Annotated in this window: 17 protein-coding genes and 2 tRNA genes; 16 read left to right on the plus strand and 3 right to left on the minus strand. The window is 69.2% G+C overall.

What is annotated here, in order from left to right; all coding sequences use genetic code 11:
* Positions 1-292 precede the first annotated feature (292 nt).
* Both ACSUPV_RS26980 and ACSUPV_RS26985 read left to right on the plus strand, forming a co-directional pair.
* Positions 293-487, plus strand: a complete 195-nt coding sequence (locus tag ACSUPV_RS26980; protein WP_031114136.1) for a hypothetical protein — start codon at positions 293-295, stop codon at positions 485-487.
* A 95-nt stretch (positions 488-582) separates the two neighbouring features.
* On the plus strand, positions 583-2994 hold the full coding sequence (locus ACSUPV_RS26985; protein WP_436948734.1) for a protein kinase domain-containing protein: 2412 nt from the start codon (positions 583-585) through the stop codon (positions 2992-2994).
* 34 nt (positions 2995-3028) lie between these two features.
* Here the strand turns inward: ACSUPV_RS26985 and ACSUPV_RS26990 are convergent, their stop codons facing one another.
* Positions 3029-3244 carry a hypothetical protein gene (locus ACSUPV_RS26990; RefSeq protein WP_436948735.1) on the minus strand — a complete coding sequence of 72 codons (216 nt, stop codon included), beginning with the start codon at positions 3242-3244 and terminating at the stop codon, positions 3029-3031.
* Between the two features lie 391 nt (positions 3245-3635).
* Between ACSUPV_RS26990 and ACSUPV_RS26995 the strand changes: the two genes are divergently transcribed.
* Entirely contained in the window at positions 3636-4427 is a 792-nt protein-coding gene (locus tag ACSUPV_RS26995; protein WP_436948736.1) for a hypothetical protein, read from the plus strand.
* Between the two features lie 22 nt (positions 4428-4449).
* Positions 4450-4680: a hypothetical protein gene (locus ACSUPV_RS27000; protein ID WP_436948737.1), complete on the plus strand. Its 231-nt coding sequence runs from the start codon at positions 4450-4452 to the stop codon at positions 4678-4680.
* Between the two features lie 471 nt (positions 4681-5151).
* Here the strand turns inward: ACSUPV_RS27000 and ACSUPV_RS27005 are convergent, their stop codons facing one another.
* A complete protein-coding gene (locus ACSUPV_RS27005; protein ID WP_356669298.1) occupies positions 5152-5910 on the minus strand; it encodes a GntR family transcriptional regulator in 759 nt (252 codons plus the stop codon).
* Positions 5911-6103: 193 nt separating this feature from the next.
* On the opposite strand from ACSUPV_RS27005, the gene ACSUPV_RS27010 reads away from it, so the two are divergent.
* The 8 genes from ACSUPV_RS27010 (at position 6104) to ACSUPV_RS27045 (ending at position 11999) form a co-directional block, all read left to right on the plus strand.
* Positions 6104-6436 (plus strand): SCO3933 family regulatory protein, encoded by a 333-nt coding sequence (locus tag ACSUPV_RS27010; protein WP_356669302.1) that lies wholly within the window; start codon positions 6104-6106, stop codon positions 6434-6436.
* Between the two features lie 2 nt (positions 6437-6438).
* Entirely contained in the window at positions 6439-7791 is a 1353-nt protein-coding gene (locus tag ACSUPV_RS27015; protein WP_436948738.1) for an FtsK/SpoIIIE domain-containing protein, read from the plus strand.
* On the plus strand, positions 7788-8441 hold the full coding sequence (locus ACSUPV_RS27020; RefSeq protein ID WP_436948739.1) for a DUF2637 domain-containing protein: 654 nt from the start codon (positions 7788-7790) through the stop codon (positions 8439-8441). The genes ACSUPV_RS27015 and ACSUPV_RS27020 overlap by 4 nt, the downstream gene beginning before the upstream one ends.
* A 19-nt stretch (positions 8442-8460) precedes the next feature.
* The gene (locus ACSUPV_RS27025) at positions 8461-8649 is read left to right on the plus strand and encodes a mobile element transfer protein (RefSeq protein WP_184593917.1); all 189 of its coding nucleotides are present in this window, start codon (positions 8461-8463) and stop codon (positions 8647-8649) included.
* An 11-nt stretch (positions 8650-8660) separates the two neighbouring features.
* Positions 8661-8966: a hypothetical protein gene (locus ACSUPV_RS27030; protein WP_436948740.1), complete on the plus strand. Its 306-nt coding sequence runs from the start codon at positions 8661-8663 to the stop codon at positions 8964-8966.
* Between the two features lie 276 nt (positions 8967-9242).
* Positions 9243-10640 carry a replication initiator protein RepSA gene (gene repSA, locus ACSUPV_RS27035; RefSeq protein ID WP_436948741.1) on the plus strand — a complete coding sequence of 466 codons (1398 nt, stop codon included), beginning with the start codon at positions 9243-9245 and terminating at the stop codon, positions 10638-10640.
* The gene (locus tag ACSUPV_RS27040) at positions 10633-10842 is read left to right on the plus strand and encodes an excisionase family DNA-binding protein (protein WP_436948742.1); all 210 of its coding nucleotides are present in this window, start codon (positions 10633-10635) and stop codon (positions 10840-10842) included. Before repSA ends, ACSUPV_RS27040 begins: the two co-directional genes overlap by 8 nt.
* Positions 10842-11999, plus strand: coding sequence for a tyrosine-type recombinase/integrase (locus ACSUPV_RS27045; RefSeq protein ID WP_436948743.1), 1158 nt, complete (start codon positions 10842-10844; stop codon positions 11997-11999). The genes ACSUPV_RS27040 and ACSUPV_RS27045 overlap by 1 nt, the downstream gene beginning before the upstream one ends.
* A 66-nt stretch (positions 12000-12065) precedes the next feature.
* Here ACSUPV_RS27045 and ACSUPV_RS27050 read toward each other — a convergent pair.
* Positions 12066-12139 (minus strand) — tRNA-Gly (locus tag ACSUPV_RS27050).
* Positions 12140-12305: 166 nt separating this feature from the next.
* Between ACSUPV_RS27050 and ACSUPV_RS27055 the strand changes: the two genes are divergently transcribed.
* The 4 genes from ACSUPV_RS27055 (at position 12306) to ACSUPV_RS27070 (ending at position 15724) form a co-directional block, all read left to right on the plus strand.
* Positions 12306-12382 (plus strand) — tRNA-Pro (locus ACSUPV_RS27055).
* A gap of 193 nt (positions 12383-12575) precedes the next feature.
* On the plus strand, positions 12576-13961 hold the full coding sequence (gene tig / locus ACSUPV_RS27060) for a trigger factor (protein WP_031114131.1): 1386 nt from the start codon (positions 12576-12578) through the stop codon (positions 13959-13961).
* A 339-nt stretch (positions 13962-14300) separates the two neighbouring features.
* Positions 14301-14906 carry an ATP-dependent Clp protease proteolytic subunit gene (locus ACSUPV_RS27065; RefSeq protein WP_031114129.1) on the plus strand — a complete coding sequence of 202 codons (606 nt, stop codon included), beginning with the start codon at positions 14301-14303 and terminating at the stop codon, positions 14904-14906.
* Positions 14907-15016: 110 nt separating this feature from the next.
* Positions 15017-15724 carry an ATP-dependent Clp protease proteolytic subunit gene (locus ACSUPV_RS27070; RefSeq protein ID WP_031114128.1) on the plus strand — a complete coding sequence of 236 codons (708 nt, stop codon included), beginning with the start codon at positions 15017-15019 and terminating at the stop codon, positions 15722-15724.
* The last annotated feature ends 67 nt before the right edge of the window (positions 15725-15791 follow it).

The following is a 15791-nucleotide window of genomic DNA, read 5'->3' on the forward strand; positions in this document are numbered from 1 at the left end:
GGTGGTTGGTGAGGCTGTGGCAACAATTCGAAATAGCTGCGAACGCGTTGTGTGGAGACGGAAACGATTCCACCGAATTCCCTGTGCGGGTGGTCCGTCGAATTGCCGTACGAGTCCCCGCCGTCGGGCCCCGCACACCCGCGGCGCACGCGGCCGCCGGACGACAGTGGTGCGGTCGATGCGTCACCGGCCGCATAGCCCGGCCGCGTTGGTGGCACGATGGTTCTGGCGGGGGTGCGCGGGGTCGCATCGCCGGGCCGGGAGAGCGGACCGACCGAGGGTGTGATCAGTTGTGGCCATTTCACTGTCTGTGGTGCTGCTGTTGGCGATCATCCTTGTGGTGTTGCTGAGAGGCGGCTCCATCAAGGCGGGCCCGGCGATCGTGGCCATCCTCTTCGGCTTCTTCCTCGCCTCGACCGGCATGGCACCGTCCATCCAGCGGTTCCTCAACTCGATAGCGGAGACCATCAACTCCATCAGCTTCTGACGGCAGGGGTGCGCCCCCGTGCCGGGGAGCCCCGGCAGGGGCGGATACGCTCGCCCCGACCACAGGACGGTGCGTGACGGGGGGAACGTACGGGGATGGCGCTGCGCGACTCTGATCCCGCGGAGGTGGGCGGCTACCGCGTCGAGGACCGCCTCGGCTCCGGCGGCATGGGCGTGGTCTACCTGGCCCGCTCCGCCTCCGGTCGGCGCCTCGCGATCAAGGTGGTGCACGGCCAGTACGCCGACGACGACGAGTTCCGCACCCGCTTCCGCCGCGAGGTGGCCGCCGCCCGCCGGGTCAGCGGCGCCTTCACGGCCCCGGTCGTGGACGCGGACGCCGACGCCCCGCGCCCCTGGATGGCCACGCTCTACATACCGGGCGCCGACCTCGGCACCCACGTCCGCGAACACGGCCCGCTCCCGCTGCCCCGCCTGCGCGAAGTCGCCGCCGGGCTCACCGAGGCGCTGCGCGACATCCACCGCGCCGGAGTCGTCCACCGCGACCTGAAGCCGGCCAACGTGATGCTCGCCGAGGACGGCCCCCGCGTCATCGACTTCGGCATCTCCCGCGCCGCCGAGTTCGCCGCCTCCGACGCCCTCACCCAGACGGGCCGGGTCATGGGCACCCCGCCGTTCATGTCGCCGGAGCAGTTCGCCTCCCCGCAGGACGTCGGCCCGGCCGCCGACATCTTCTCCCTCGGCTCGGTCCTCACCTACGCCGCCACCCGCCGCGGCCCCTTCGACAGCCCGAGCCCGTACGAGACGGCCCTGCGCGTCGTCGAGGGCGAGCCGGACCTCTCCGGCGTCCCGGCCGAGCTGCTCCCCGTAGTCCGCCTCTGCCTGGAGAAGCACCGGAAGTCCCGCCCCACGGCGGACGACCTGTTCACCCTCCTCCGCGAGGGCGCACCTCCCACCGCCGCCCTGCCCCATCACACCCCGGGCACCCGGCGGCCCGACTTCGCACCGGCCGACCCCGCCCCGGCCCCTTGGCCGGACCCGCCCGCCACCGACCTGGACGCGGCCCCGCTCCGGCCACCGGCCGAGCGGGACACCGAACGGGAGGACCCGCGTCACCGGCCCGGCGCGACAGCCACGCAACGGAACGAACAGCCGGCCGACCCGGCCGGGACGCCGCTGGGCGACGGGGCCGGGGTGCCGCCGTACGACCCGTCCGGGACATCGCCGCTCAGGGCCGGGCGCCCGCGTCGCCGCGTCCCGCGCCGTCTGCTGCTCCTCCCGGCAGCGGTCATCACCGTCCTCACCGCGGTCATCGCAAGCGCCCTCACCATGACGCGCGACGGGAACCCCGCCTCCTCCGCCCCCTCCGGCAGCAGCGACCTCCCCGGGGGCTGGAAGCCCTGGGCGAACACCGCACCGGCCCCGGCGGGCAGCGAACGCGTCCTGGGCGGCCCCGACAGCACCCTCACGGGCTGCGCCGCCCTCGACCGGTCCCTGGTGTGCGCGGGCGCCGAACTGATGGCGACCCGCTTCGCCCTCGCCGACGGCCGCACCACCTGGTCCAGACCCGTCGACCCCACGCCGGAGGGCGGTTCCGGCGACGAGGGCGCGCTCATCGGGACCGGCGACGGCCGTGTCTACGCCTACGAGGCCGACGACCGCAACGCCCCGAACGGCCCGCGGACCACCTACCGGGTCCACGCCCTGGCCCCCGACACCGGCAAAATGCTCTGGCGGACACCCACCGGCACCGGCGAGAGCGCGTCCGTCCCCGACAGCACCCAGGGCGCGGCGGTGGCGGTCCCCGAGGGCGTCGTCACCTTCTACGGGGACCGGGGCGACCAGTACGCCCTGCTCGACGCCGACACCGGCGACGTCCGCTGGAAGCGGCCGAAGCCGGACCTCATGGACTGCCTGCTGCACGCCGCCGCCGGCCGCGCCTACCTCGTCTGCGTGACTCCCACGGACGAGGGGGAGACCGGCCGTACCACCGTCGCGCGCATCGACCCCGCCACCGGAAAGTCCCGCTGGACCGTCGGGGTCGAGGGCACCGCGTACCTGCTCGGCCAGCACGACGGGCGCCTGGTCCTCGCGGACACCCTCGACACCGACCGCCCGCTGACCCTGATCGACGTCGCCTCGCACGTGCTCACCGTGCGCCGGCTCGCCCGGCCCCGGCCCGCGGACGCTGAGGCACACCTGGTGCGCGGCACGCTGTACTTCACGACGGCGAGCGGAGGCATCCGCGCGGTGTCGCCGGACACCGGCCGGACCCTGTGGGAAGCGAACTCCTCCGTCGAGCAGCCGGGCCCCCCGGCCGCCTCCGCCACCCACGTGTACCTGGCGTCCCCCAGCGGCCGCCTCGCCGCCCTGAACGCGCGCACCGGCAAGCCGGAGGGCACCCGCCCCGGCCGCGACGACGGCGGCCGCGTCGACAGCATGTTCGCCACCGGAGGCGCCCGGCCCGTCCTCGTCGGCGACGCCCTCTACGTCCCGTACGGAGTCCGCTCCGTCTACACGGTCGACGCACGCGCCCTCACGACCCGCTGAGAACCAATCCGGGGCTCGTGATCAGGTAACCGGACTATCGGCGGTAGGGATCGTGCGCGGTCGGCAAGTGGCCGCTCGCTGCCCCGATTCCATAGGTCACTCGATCGCTCTGCGCCTGTAACCGCCGCTCCTGCTCTATGAGGAGCCCGTCGGCGTTCTCCGTCCTGCCGTTCCGTCGCCGCAGGAGCACGAAGATCAAAGCCAGCGCTGTCACCAGGAACAGGCCGAACAGGATGCCCAACTCGATCATGAGAGTCCCCCCAGCTGCCGCTGCCGGTACGCAACTGCATCCTTCCCTCCGGGCCCGGTCCTCAATGCAGCCCCTGGAAACACTCAGGGCCAGGTCGAGGAATGATCCTCTGACCTGGCCCTGAGCCGTGTGGAGCGGGCGACGGGAATCGAACCCGCGTAGCTAGTTTGGAAGATCGCGTATACGGGTGCGGCAGGACCTGGCGAGACGCTGAGCTGCACGTTCCTGACTCAATCACTGCGACTCCCCGCTGTTCCCCGTCTCGTGCCCTTGGTTCGGGCACGTGGAGGGCATGGATGCCCCTGTGCCGCTCTAACGCGATTTGGAGGTCTTCGAGGTTCGACGCCGAACTCGGCAGCCCTTGAGCGGGCGTTTAGAGCATACTTCTGGCATGTCGTTGCCTTTCAGTAAGTCGCAGATCACTCGTCTTGGTGAGCGACTGGTCAAGGCCGATGAGCCGAGTGATGCGGATCTTGCGGCACTGAGTGAGCTGCTACTGGGGTATGACGACACACTGGCCTCAGCTCTAGAGGTAGCTCGAAGCCTCGGGTTTGATCCCACGAGCAGGGTGAAGAACACAGGCACGATCTTGGAGAAGCTGACGAGACACGGTGGCTCGTGGCTTAAGAGCATCCAAGATCTAGCTGGTATGCGGATCGTCCTGGATGGTGGCAGAACAGCTCAAGACGATGCGGTTGAGCGGATTGTTCAAGCGTTCGGCTCGGCTCCGAGAGAAGCGAAGATCGTAGATCGCCGTGCTCAGCCGAGTCACGGCTATCGCGCGGTGCACGTGATCGTGTACCCGGACGGTGTCCCCGTCGAGGTCCAGGTCAGAACGCGGTGGCAGCATGAGTGGGCCGACATGTTCGAGAAGCTGGCTGACTTGATCGGACGAGGGATCCGATACGGGGAACCTCCTGTTCATTGGTGGGACAGCCTGGACCCTGCGCCTGCGAACGAGTCGCATCATCAGAGGAAGATCTATGATGCTTCGTACCGTCTTCGGGAAGCGATGGTCGTGAGTGCTGTCGCACTGAGCGACCTCATCGACGCGCTGGAGGCTTACGAGTCCTCTGGAGAGCAAGGGGAAGCTAATGAGGTGCGGCGGTTGTGGGGCGAGGTTCGCAAGGGCCTGGCCGACCTCCGTGAGCTCATGAGCGACATCACACCTGTCTCAGGGTGAGTGATCTTGGTAGCGTTGCCTCATGACTAACGTTCTCGTCGTCTATGACCGCTCGGCTGGTCATCTGCTGCATGAGCAGGAGTATGAGCGTCGGCGAGACGCCTTCATCGCTCGTTTTGAGGCTGAGAAGCGGTACCGCGATCATGCAAACATCGAGGTAGTTGTACTGAGTGCGAGGAGTCGTGCTGATCTGCTACAGACGCACGCTCGTTACTTCCTCAGTCTGGATGAACTTGCAGCTCGTATGGCCTGAGTAGCCAAGCAACCACCCCACCTCAACCCACCACTCACCCCAGCTCCCATCCCGTCTGCCGTCGACCCACACACCGTGGAGCGGGCGTGGTTCCTGGCGTCCAGGTGGAGCGCGCCACTGTACGAACGACCTGGACGCCAGGGGCCGCGTCTGCTCGGCTCTGCCTGGGTCGACGGCAGACGGGATGGGAGCTCCCCGCGCACGCCACTACTCCGGCCGGCACTCGCGGGCGCCCCCGCCATCTCGGAGCCTGAGCGCCCCCGCCGGAGGCATGCTTTGAGCGTTGCCCGCGCTCCGCGGTTCTCGACTCCTGACCCGGCCTGTTCACATGTGGGCGCGCGTCGGCGCAGCCCGGGCGGAGCGGGCCGAAGGCAGGAGCGGCGCCCGGAGCGGAGCCGGGAAGCGCGCCCGGCGGAGCGGAGCGCAGCCGGGGCTTGATGAGGTAGAGAAATCTGTAACAGCCGCGCCGCGTCACGCGTCGAAGTCGTACTCCAGGATGTACGAGGCGGCGTCGAGCGTCATCTCGTTGATCTCGACGGGGCGGCCCTCGTCCGCGAACGCGGTGCGGCAGATGAGGATCACGGGCGTGCCTGCGGAGATGCTCAACTGGTCCGCTTCAGCCTTCGTGGGCATGCGCGAGCGGATCTCTTCGCGGAAGTGCACTGGCTTGTAGCCGAGTTCGGCAAGACGTGCATAGGTTCCGCCTGGCCCGGTGTCCTCCTGCGTGATAGCCGACCCCGCCACCACTGACGTGGGGAGATAACTCGTCGCGAGCAGAACGGCCTTCCCGTCCAGGACGAACCGCCGCCGCCGCACGCACACGGTCTCCCCCTCGGCCAGGTCCAGGACCTGACCGACGCCTTCCGGGGCGGCCTCCTCGGACACCGTCACCTGATCGACCACAAGGGTGCGGTCCTCGATGTCGGCGGACCAGATGGATCGACCGCTGCCCCACTGCTCCTGGGCAAGTCGCTGGATGCCTCGGCGCCTCAGGGGGCGGAAGGATCGCACGAACACGCCGGCGCCCTTGCGGGACTCGGCGACGCCTTCGTCCTTGAGCACACTCAAGGCCTGGCGGGCAGTCATGCGTGCCACGCCATGCGCGGCCATCAGCTCGTTCTCCCCCGGAAGCCGATCACCGGGACCGTACTCACCCGACTGGATCGCCTCGCGCAGAGAGTCCGCGATCCGCTGGTACTTCGGCCGACGGTCGTCGTCGGTGTTGGTCATTCCGGAGCCTCCTTCCTGTCTTCTCTAGACAGCCTAGGTCATGTACGGGACGCCTGCCCTGTTGCGTGTAGCCCCAATGGACCTTCTGCAACCTCTCTAGACATCCTTCTTGACGTCTCTAGAGATGTTCGGTTCCATAGAGATGTCTAGAGAGGTCGCACACGGCGACCTCCCGAGCGCAAGGGATGCACTCATGCCGTCGTTCAAGATCGACACTTCGACCGCTGTGGTGTTCGTGGCGACCGCGCCGGAACCGAAGCTCGTGAACAAGAAGACCGGTGAGCGGGCCATGGACCGGGACAACCCCAACGTGGCTCTCTCGACCGTGGGTCTGCTGGTCTCCGACGAAGGAGAGGGGAACCTCTACCAGGTCACCGTTCCGGAGACGGGCCTGCCCGAGGGCCTTACCCCGGGAATGCCGGTGAGGGTCGTCGGCCTGCGGGCCCGTGACTGGGAGAACGAGTTCAACGGCCAGAAGCGCCACGGCATCTCGTTCCGCGCGGTCGCGATCACCCCGGCGGCCTGACCATGGCTGACCTCTCCGTCTGGCTGGAGCTGGGCACGGCGGCGGCCGGTGCCGGTGGACTCGGCTACGCGAAGGTCCGCGCCCCGCGCGTGTACTGGTCGCTGGTCGGTCTGCCGGTCACCTGGGGCCGGTTCACCTGGACGTACCGGTCGACGATGGAGGTCTGCGGGCTGACGGTTCAGCCGTCTCGCCTGCGGGCCTTCGTGGCTCGGAACGTCGCCCGCAGCGAGGTGCGGCCCGTGCCGCCCAAGGTCCGCCGGGTCCGCCCCACATCGACCGGGCTGACGGTCTCGCTCCGGCTCCCGGCTGGCCTGGAACCGGCTGACATCGCCGCGTCCTCCGAGCGACTCCGTCACGCCTGGGGCGTGCGATCGGTGACTGTGGCGGAGACCAAGCCGGGGTACGTCGAGCTGCGGATGACCGGTTACGACGTCCTCAACCGCGTCCGGCTCCCTCGCACGGCGCAGCCTCGTGACCTCGTGGTGCCGGTGGCCCTGCGGGAGGACGGGTCGGTGTTCGAGCGGGACTACCGCAAGGTCCCCATGGCCCTGACCCTGGGCGCGAACCAGTCCGGCAAGTCCATGTATCAGCGCAACCTGATCAAGGGTCTTGCCCGGCTGCCGGTTGGTCTGGTCGGCATCGACTGCAAGCGCGGTGTCGAGCAGAACCGCTACGCGCCCCGCCTGTCCGCCCTGGTCACGACCCCGGACGACGCCGCCAGCCTGCTGGATGCGCTGGTAGGGGAAATGGAAGAGCGCTTCGACCTGCTGGCCGATCACGGGGCCTCTGACCTGTGGGAACTCCCGCAGAAAGTGCGGCCGGTGCCACTCGTCGTCCTGGTCGACGAGGTGGCCGAGCTGTTCCTGGTGACCTCGAAGAAGGATGAGGAACGTCGGGACCGGTCGGTCATGCAGATGGTCCGGCTGGGTCAGATGGCTCGTGCGGTTGGGATCTTCCTGGAGGTCTGCGGGCAGCGCTTCGGCTCCGACCTCGGCAAGGGGGCGACCGCGCTGCGTGCCCAGCTCACGGGCCGCGTGGTGCACCGGGTCAACGACAAGCAGACGGCCGAGATGGGGTTGGGCGACATCGCCCCCGACGCCGTGATGGCTGCCACAACGATCGCCCCGGACCGCCCGGGCGTGGCCGTGGCCGGTGACACCTCTGGCGGTTGGTCTCGCATCCGCACCCCCGAGACGTCCTCCGAGGAAGTCGTGGCCGTGTGCCGCCAGTACGCCGACCTGACTCCGGTGCTGCCGTTCCTGGCTCCGTTCCGGCCGACCGTCCGCCCTGCCCCGGCGCCGGAGCATGCACCCCCACTGGTCAGCCCGGCGCCAGCCAGGGAGATGGGCACATGACCCGCTCCCTCCGCCCTGACGCTGTCCTGGTCCAGGCCGTCATCGCCGGGGCGCTGTCCTTCGCCCACCTCCACGACCTGGCCGCCGCTGCCGGACAGGACGGCTGGAAGGCCTGGGCCTACCCGGTCAGCGTCGACCTGCTCCTGGTCGCGGCCTGGCGCCGGTTGCGCACGGACGGCCCCTCCCGGCTGGCCTGGTGTTGGTTCCTGATCGCCCTGGTGGCCTCGCTCGGCGCCAACGTCGCTACCGCCGGGCTCCTCGACCTGGCCCACGTCCCGGCCTGGCTCCGGATCCTGGTCGCGGCCTGGCCCGCCTTGGCCTTCATGGGCGGGACCCTGCTCGCCCACTCACCCGCGCCCGACCCGGCCGAGGACCGTGCGCCGGTTCCGCCGGCACCCGCAGCCCCGGCACCCGAACCTGACAGCACGCCCGCTCCGGGCGATGAGACCGAGCAACTCTCCACGCCTGCTCCCACTCCGGCTCTGCCCCAAGCGTCTCCGGCGGTCCCTCCCGCCCTGGTCGACCACGCCCGGAAGATCGCCACCGACCACCGTGCCCGCACGGGGGCCGACATCGACTCCGCCACCCTGCGCGCCCGACTGGGTGTCCCCGAGTCGCTCGCCGATCAGATCGTCACCCAACTCGCCTGACGAACAAGGAGGTCCACCCATGGCACGTCCGAACCGCTTCTTCGACGTGATCCGCATCGGTCCCGTTGAGGTCGGCTCCTTCAACAACGGCCGGGGGCAGACCCGGCACGCCGCCGCCTGCACCGCGCCGAAGTGCGGGTTCTCCACCGAACACGGCAACCGGTCGGCGGCCGAACTCGCCGCCCGCACCCACCGCTGCCCCGCCTGAGGAGAGCTGACATGCGTCTGCCTGACGAACAGCTCCGCGCCGGGCACATCCCGGCCGACCTGTACCGGCAGCTCCCGCCCGGGACCGACATGCGCCGTGTCGTGATCGTCCAGGAAGCCCCGCGTTCCTACACCGGCCCCATCGTTCTGACCCTCGTGATCACCGTCGGATCCGTCGCGGTCCTGCTGGTGATCGCCTACGTCAGCCAGATCATCGCCGCTTCGATCGTCTCGGTCCTGTCGGCTTCCTGCGGCATCAGCTACACGATCAGCCGCACGTCCAAGCGCCGGAGGTCCTCACGCGCGCTGGGCAAGTAACGCCCCCCGGGGCGGCCTCAACCGCCAAGTATCCGCCGCCCCGGACGGCTCCACCTCTTCCAGATCTCTCGACCAGAAAGGGCCCACTCATCATGCCGCTTCACGCACCGAACCGTCCGGTCTGCCGTCATTGCGATGGCTTCTGTGTCGTCGCGATCACCACCGGTGGGCGGCACCGCGACGGTTCCCGCGTCCTCCTCCGCGTCGTCTGCCACGCCTGCCAGGGCACCGGCCACGCCGTCCCGGCCTCGATCGCTCGGGTCGGGAAGTGATCGCGTGACCGACACCGCCACGCTGGCGGGTCTCGACCCGGCCATCCTCTCCGACGTGCTGAGGGTGGCCGGGTCGGCCGACTTCGACCGCTGGCAAGAACAGATCAAGCGCACCGGCGGCTGCGCCGACCCGATCCGCCTCGTCGGAGCGACCAAGACCCTCGACCGCGCGACCGGCCAGGTCCTCCACGCGTACAGCACCGACCAGGAGCCGGGCGGCACGCTCCGCCTCGCCTGCGGCAATCGGCGCGCTTCCCGTTGCCCGGCCTGCGCCTGGACCTACGCCGGGGACACCTACCACCTCATCCGCGCCGGGCTCGTCGGTGACCCGAACAAGGGGACCCCACACACCGTCCGCGATCACCCCAGGGTCTTCGCCACCCTCACCGCCCCGTCCTTCGGCCCCGTGCACAACCGTCCCGGCAACCGGTCCTGCGTCTGCGGCACCCGTCACGCCGAGGACGCCCCCGAGCTGGGTACACCGCTCGACCCGGCGGCGTACGACTACGCGGGCGCCGTGCTGTGGAACAACCACGCCTCGGAGCTGTGGCGGTACTTCACGATCTACCTGCGCAGGGAGATCGCCAAGCGGGCCGGACTGACTCAGCAGGTCGCTCGGGAGCAGTCCCGGCTGTCTTTCGGCAAGGTCGCCGAGTACCAGAAGCGCGGGGCTGTCCACTTCCACGCGGTGATTCGCTTCGACGGGCCGGAGGGACCCGGCACCCCGCCCCCGTCCTGGGCGACGCTCGACCTGCTGACCGATTCGATCCGCGCCGCAGCTGCGCGAGTCGAGGTCGACGTGCCGCCTGTTGGTGACCAACCGGCCCGGACCCTGCGATGGGGCACGCAGCTCGACGTGCGCCCCATCAAGGCCTTCGACGAGGGCGAGGAGATCACCGAACAAGCCGTCGCGTCGTACCTCGCCAAGTACGCGACCAAGGCGGCTGAGACCACCGGCACCTTGGACCGGCGCATCGGCAACAAGGAAGCCGCGGTTCTCCTCGGTGTCCCCGACCACCCGCGCCGGTTGATCGAGGCCTGCCTCGATCTGCACCCGCTCTATCCGGATCGGAAGCTGCGGGACTGGGCCCACATGCTCGGCTTCCGGGGCCACTTCTCCACCAAGTCCCGCCGTTACTCCACCACCCTCGGCGCCCTGCGTCAGACCCGCGCCGACTACCGGGCCGCCCAGCAGCGCGCGGCCCTCGGCCTGCCCGACCCGGACGACTCCCCGGAGGCAACCACGCTGACCCTCGCCCACTGGACCTATGCCGGGCACGGCTACACACCCGGCGAGTCTTGGATCGCCGCCACCATCCGGCGCGACATCCGGCTGAACCGCGAAACAGCACGGGAAGCCCTCGCTGACCTGCGCCAGGAAGGAGAGCACGACCATGGATGAGCGGTACCTCAACGTCGACCAGGTCGCCGAGCTGCTCGGCACGACCGTGCGCTTCCCCCGGCGCCTCATCGAGGAGCGCCGCATCACCTATGTGAAAGTGGGCCGTCACGTCCGGATCCCCGAGAGCGCGGTTCGCGAGTTCATCAAGGCCAACACGGTGCAGCCGCGTCGGCGCGGTGCATTTCGGGGGGTGGCTGCCTGATGGCAGGGAAGCGCCGGCACTTCGGCCGGGTCCGCAAGCTCCCGTCCGGCCGCTACCAGGCTCGTTACCTCGGCCCCGATGGGCAGCTTCGGCCTGCGCCCCACACCTTCCGCACCAAGAAGGATGCGGACGACTGGCTTGCCGACAAGCAGACCGAGCTGCGGCGCGGTGACTGGCACGACCCGGACGCCGGGAAGGTGCCGTTCGGCCAGTACGCCGCTGCATGGATCAAGGAACGCGAGCTGACTGCCACGACTCGGCAGCTCTACGGCTCGCTCCTGCGGCACCACCTCGACCCCGCCTTCGGGCGTGTCAACGTCGTGGAGATCTCGCCCCCGCTCGTGCGGCGCTGGCGCGCTGACAAGCTCGCTTCCGGCACCGGCCCGACCACGGTTGCCAAGGCCTACGCCCTGCTGCGCGCGATCATGGGCACGGCTGTCGCCGACCAGATGATCAGGCGCAACCCGTGCACGATCAAGGGCGCCAGCACAGTGCACACGCCCGAACGGCCGACCGCCACTGTGCAGGAGGTCTACGACCTGGCCGACGCCATGCAGCCCCGATACCGGGCGCTCGTGCTGATGGCAGGCTTCCTAGGGCTGCGCTGGGGTGAGCTGATCGGGCTGCACCGCCGTGACATCGACCTCGACCACGGGGCCGTACGTGTCCGCCGGGCCGTCGCCGAGCTGTTCAACGGGAAGCGCGAGATCAAGGCACCCAAGAGCGCTGCGGGCAAGCGCACCGTGTCGATCCCAGCCGCGATCATCCCGGACATCCGTGACCATCTGGAGCGGTACGCCGAGCCCGGCGCCGACGGCCGGGTGTTCCTCGGCGCCAAGGGGGCGACTCCTCGCCGGAACCACTTCAACCGGCTGTGGCGCAAGGCGTGCAGCGATGCCGGGATCAAGGGCCTGCACTTCCATGATCTTCGGCACACGGGCAACACCCTGGCCGCCTCCACGGGGGCGAGTACGCGTGAGCTGATGGCGCGCATGGGCCACAGCACCGCCCGGGCCGCGCTGATCTATCAGCACGCGAGCGCTGCCCGTGACCGGCTGATCGCCGACGCCCTGAGCGACTTGGTCGACAAGGGCCGCAAGTCCAGGCGGAATCAAGATCCAGAGCCGGAGGGGCACGCGGGGGACACGCCGGACTGAACGCAGCCCCCGGAAACACTCAGGGCCAGGTCGAGGAATGATCCTCTGACCTGGCCCTGAGCCGTGTGGAGCGGGCGACGGGAATCGAACCCGCGTAGCTAGTTTGGAAGACTAGGGCTCTACCATTGAGCTACGCCCGCACAGCACGCGCCGCAGGTCGGAGCGACCGCGGCACTGAAGGCATCGTAGCGGGTCGGGCCCGCCCGACGCACACCGCATTTCCGGCCGCGGCCGACGCGGCACCGGCCCTGTGGAAATGCGGCGGCCACACCGCCTGTCGGCATGTACCCTACGTGTCGCACCAGACGGGGTGTGGCGCAGCTTGGTAGCGCGTCCGCTTTGGGAGCGGAAGGCCGTGGGTTCAAATCCCGCCACCCCGACCAGCCAGCCGATCATCTCGCGTGATCGTCTCCCGGTCACTCGCGTGATCGCCTTTTGGGCGGTGTAGTCGCTGCCGTTACTATGCAAGCTGCACGCCCGTGTGTCTCATCGTCTGAAGTCCTCCGGGCGGCGAAATCCGCCGGGCCGCTCTGGCCCCGGCAGAAACCAAGAAGTCAGCCACAAGGAGACCGAACCGTGAAGAGCGCCGTGGAGACCCTGAACCCGACTCGGGTTCGGCTCACTGTCGAGGTGCCCTTCGAGGAGCTCAAGGACAGCCTCGACGCGGCGTACAAGAAGATCAACCAGCAGGTCACGGTGAAGGGCTTCCGCAAGGGCAAGGTCCCGGCCCGGGTCATCGACCAGCGGTTCGGCCGCGGTGCCGTGCTGGAGGAGGCCGTCAACGACGCGCTTCCCAAGTTCTACACCGACGCGGTCAACGAGGCCGAGCTCAGCCCGCTGGGCCAGCCCGAGGTCGACATCACGGAGCTGAAGGACGGCGAGACGCTGAACTTCACCGCCGAGGTCGACATCCGCCCGGCCATCGAGATCCCGGACTTCTCCGGCATCGAGGTCGAGGTCGACGCGGTCGAGGTCACCGACGAGGACGTCGACAAGGCCGTCGAGGAGCTGCGCGAGCGCTTCGCCTCCACCGCCCCGGTCGAGCGCGCCGCCGAGGACGGCGACGTCGTGACGATCGACCTGGAGGCCAAGGTCGACGGCGAGGTCCTGGAGGACGGCGTCGCGAACGGCGTCTCCTACACCATCGGCTCCGGCGAGCTGCTGGACGGCATCGACGACGCCGTGAAGGGCCTGGAGGCCGGTGGCGAGGCCACCTTCACCTCCGAGCTCAAGGGCGGCTCGGCGGCCGGCAAGGAGGCCGAGGTCACCGTCAAGGTCACCCAGGTCGCCAAGCGTGAACTCCCCGAGCTGGACGACGAGTTCGCGCAGCTCGCCTCCGAGTTCGACACCCTCGAGGAGCTGCGCGCCGACAGCCGCAAGCGCCTGGAGAACATGAAGCAGTACGACCAGGCCACGCAGGCCCAGGAGCGCGTCCTGGAGAAGCTGCTGGAACTCGTCGAGGTGCCCGTCCCCGAGAAGCTGCTCGAGGACGAGATCAACACCCGCAAGCACAACCTGGAGCACCACCAGCTCGGCCAGATGGGCCTCGACCTCGCGAAGTACCTGGAGATCCAGGGCAAGAGCGAGGAGGAGTTCGAGACCGAGACCCGTGAGGCCGCGGTCAAGGGCATCAAGACCCAGTTCGTCCTCGACGAGCTGGTCAAGCAGGAGAAGCTGAACGTCAACCAGGAGGAGCTCACCGAGCACCTCATGCGCCGCGCGGCCTCCTCCGGCATGTCCCCCGACCAGTTCGCCCAGGCCGTCGTCGAGGGCGGCCAGGTTCCGCTCCTGGTCGGCGAGGTCGCCCGCGGCAAGGCCCTGGCCGTCGTGGTCGAGAAGGCCACGGTCAAGGACACCAACGGCGAGATCATCGACCTCGACGACGAAGAGGACGAGGAGACCACCGAGGCCTCCGCCGAGGAGACCCCGGCCGAGTCCGCCGAGGAGAAGACCGAGGGCTGAGCCCCGGCAGCGACGAGTTCCTGAGAAGGCCCTGGGGCACGCCCCAGGGCCTTCTTGCCACCAGCGGGGGCAGCGCACCCCCAGGGGCGCGGGGAACTGCGCGAGCAACCACGACGCACCCCGCATCCGCCCACGGCCCGAAACCGCCTCCGGCCCAGCCGCGCAGCGCTACGCCCCCGGCGAACACTCCCATCTCCGGGATTCCCCGAAGGGACCCGCGCGTTAGGGTCCATGAATACCAGGGCAGTGGAGTCTCCGATACGGCTCCCGCCCCGCAGGGAACACGTGAGACGGCCCGGCGCCGTCGTAAGACGAGCAGGTGGATACGTGACGAATCTGATGCCTTCAGCCGCCGGCGAGCCTTCCATCGGTGGTGGCCTCGGCGACCAGGTCTACAACCGGCTGCTCAACGAGCGGATCATCTTCCTCGGCCAGCCGGTCGACGACGACATCGCGAACAAGATCACCGCACAGCTGCTGCTCCTTGCCTCCGACCCGGACAAGGACATCTACCTGTACATCAACAGCCCCGGCGGTTCGATCACGGCCGGCATGGCGATCTACGACACCATGCAGTACATCAAGAACGACGTGGTGACGATCGCCATGGGCCTCGCGGCCTCGATGGGCCAGTTCCTGCTCAGCGCGGGCACCCCCGGCAAGCGCTTCGCGCTGCCGAACGCCGAGATCCTGATCCACCAGCCCTCCGCCGGTCTCGCCGGTTCGGCCTCGGACATCAAGATCCACGCCGAGCGGCTGCTGCACACCAAGAAGCGCATGGCCGAGCTCACCGCCCAGCACACGGGCCAGACGGTCGAGCAGATCACCCGCGACTCGGACCGCGACCGCTGGTTCGACGCCTTCGAGGCCAAGGAGTACGGCCTCATCGACGACGTGATCGCCACGGCCGCCGGCATGCCGGGCGGCGGCGGCACCGGGGCCTGAGAGGTCCCAGGAGGCTCCACGAGCCCCGTAGGACCCCGCCCGGGCCCCAGGAGGCCCGGGGTCGCCCCAGCAGCCCCAGCCGACCGCCTCAGCCCCTTTCAGGAGACACCGTGAACGCATTCCCCGGCAGTGGGATCTACGACCGTATGCAGGCCGTGCAGGACATGAACGCCTCGCAGGGCCGCTACACCGGCCCGCAGGCCGAGTCCCGCTACGTCATCCCGCGCTTCGTCGAGCGCACCTCCCAGGGCATCCGCGAGTACGACCCGTACGCGAAGCTCTTCGAGGAGCGCGTGATCTTCCTCGGCGTCCAGATCGACGACGCCTCCGCCAATGACGTCATGGCGCAGCTGCTGTGCCTGGAGTCGATGGACCCCGACCGGGACATCTCGGTCTACATCAACAGCCCCGGCGGCTCCTTCACGGCGCTCACGGCGATCTACGACACGATGCAGTACGTGAAGCCGGACATCCAGACGGTGTGCATGGGCCAGGCGGCCTCCGCCGCCGCCGTCCTGCTGGCCGCCGGCACGCCGGGCAAGCGCATGGCCCTGCCGAACGCCCGCGTGCTGATCCACCAGCCGTACAGCGAGACCGGCCGCGGCCAGGTCTCGGACCTGGAGATCGCCGCGAACGAGATCCTCCGGATGCGTACGCAGCTGGAGGAGATGCTGGCCAAGCACTCCACGCAGACGATCGAGAAGATCCGCGAGGACATCGAGCGCGACAAGATCCTCACGGCCGAGGACGCGCTGAGCTACGGCCTGATCGACCAGATCATCACCACCCGGAAGATGGACAACTCGAGCCTTCGCTGAGGCGAGAGGCTGTATCGTCTGCCGCCCCTTGGCACGGTTTGGCTCGGTTCACGTCAAAGCGAACCGC

The organism is Streptomyces sp. SudanB52_2052 (assembly GCF_964272415.1).
In the GTDB taxonomy this organism is placed as follows: Bacteria; Actinomycetota; Actinomycetes; order Streptomycetales; family Streptomycetaceae; genus Streptomyces; species Streptomyces olindensis.

Bases quoted from the DNA above. Each gene is read 5' to 3' on its own strand.
- ACSUPV_RS26985 (WP_436948734.1), top strand. From the start codon at position 583: ATGGCGCTGCGCGACTCTGATCCCGCGGAGGTGGGCGGCTACCGCGTC.
- ACSUPV_RS26990 (WP_436948735.1), bottom strand. From the start codon at position 3,244: ATGATCGAGTTGGGCATCCTGTTCGGCCTGTTCCTGGTGACAGCGCTG.
- ACSUPV_RS26995 (WP_436948736.1), top strand. From the start codon at position 3,636: ATGTCGTTGCCTTTCAGTAAGTCGCAGATCACTCGTCTTGGTGAGCGA.
- ACSUPV_RS27000 (WP_436948737.1), top strand. From the start codon at position 4,450: ATGACTAACGTTCTCGTCGTCTATGACCGCTCGGCTGGTCATCTGCTG.
- ACSUPV_RS27005 (WP_356669298.1), bottom strand. From the start codon at position 5,910: ATGACCAACACCGACGACGACCGTCGGCCGAAGTACCAGCGGATCGCG.
- ACSUPV_RS27010 (WP_356669302.1), top strand. From the start codon at position 6,104: ATGCCGTCGTTCAAGATCGACACTTCGACCGCTGTGGTGTTCGTGGCG.
- ACSUPV_RS27015 (WP_436948738.1), top strand. From the start codon at position 6,439: ATGGCTGACCTCTCCGTCTGGCTGGAGCTGGGCACGGCGGCGGCCGGT.
- ACSUPV_RS27020 (WP_436948739.1), top strand. From the start codon at position 7,788: ATGACCCGCTCCCTCCGCCCTGACGCTGTCCTGGTCCAGGCCGTCATC.
- ACSUPV_RS27025 (WP_184593917.1), top strand. From the start codon at position 8,461: ATGGCACGTCCGAACCGCTTCTTCGACGTGATCCGCATCGGTCCCGTT.
- ACSUPV_RS27030 (WP_436948740.1), top strand. From the start codon at position 8,661: ATGCGTCTGCCTGACGAACAGCTCCGCGCCGGGCACATCCCGGCCGAC.
- ACSUPV_RS27040 (WP_436948742.1), top strand. From the start codon at position 10,633: ATGGATGAGCGGTACCTCAACGTCGACCAGGTCGCCGAGCTGCTCGGC.
- ACSUPV_RS27045 (WP_436948743.1), top strand. From the start codon at position 10,842: ATGGCAGGGAAGCGCCGGCACTTCGGCCGGGTCCGCAAGCTCCCGTCC.
- ACSUPV_RS27065 (WP_031114129.1), top strand. From the start codon at position 14,301: ATGCCTTCAGCCGCCGGCGAGCCTTCCATCGGTGGTGGCCTCGGCGAC.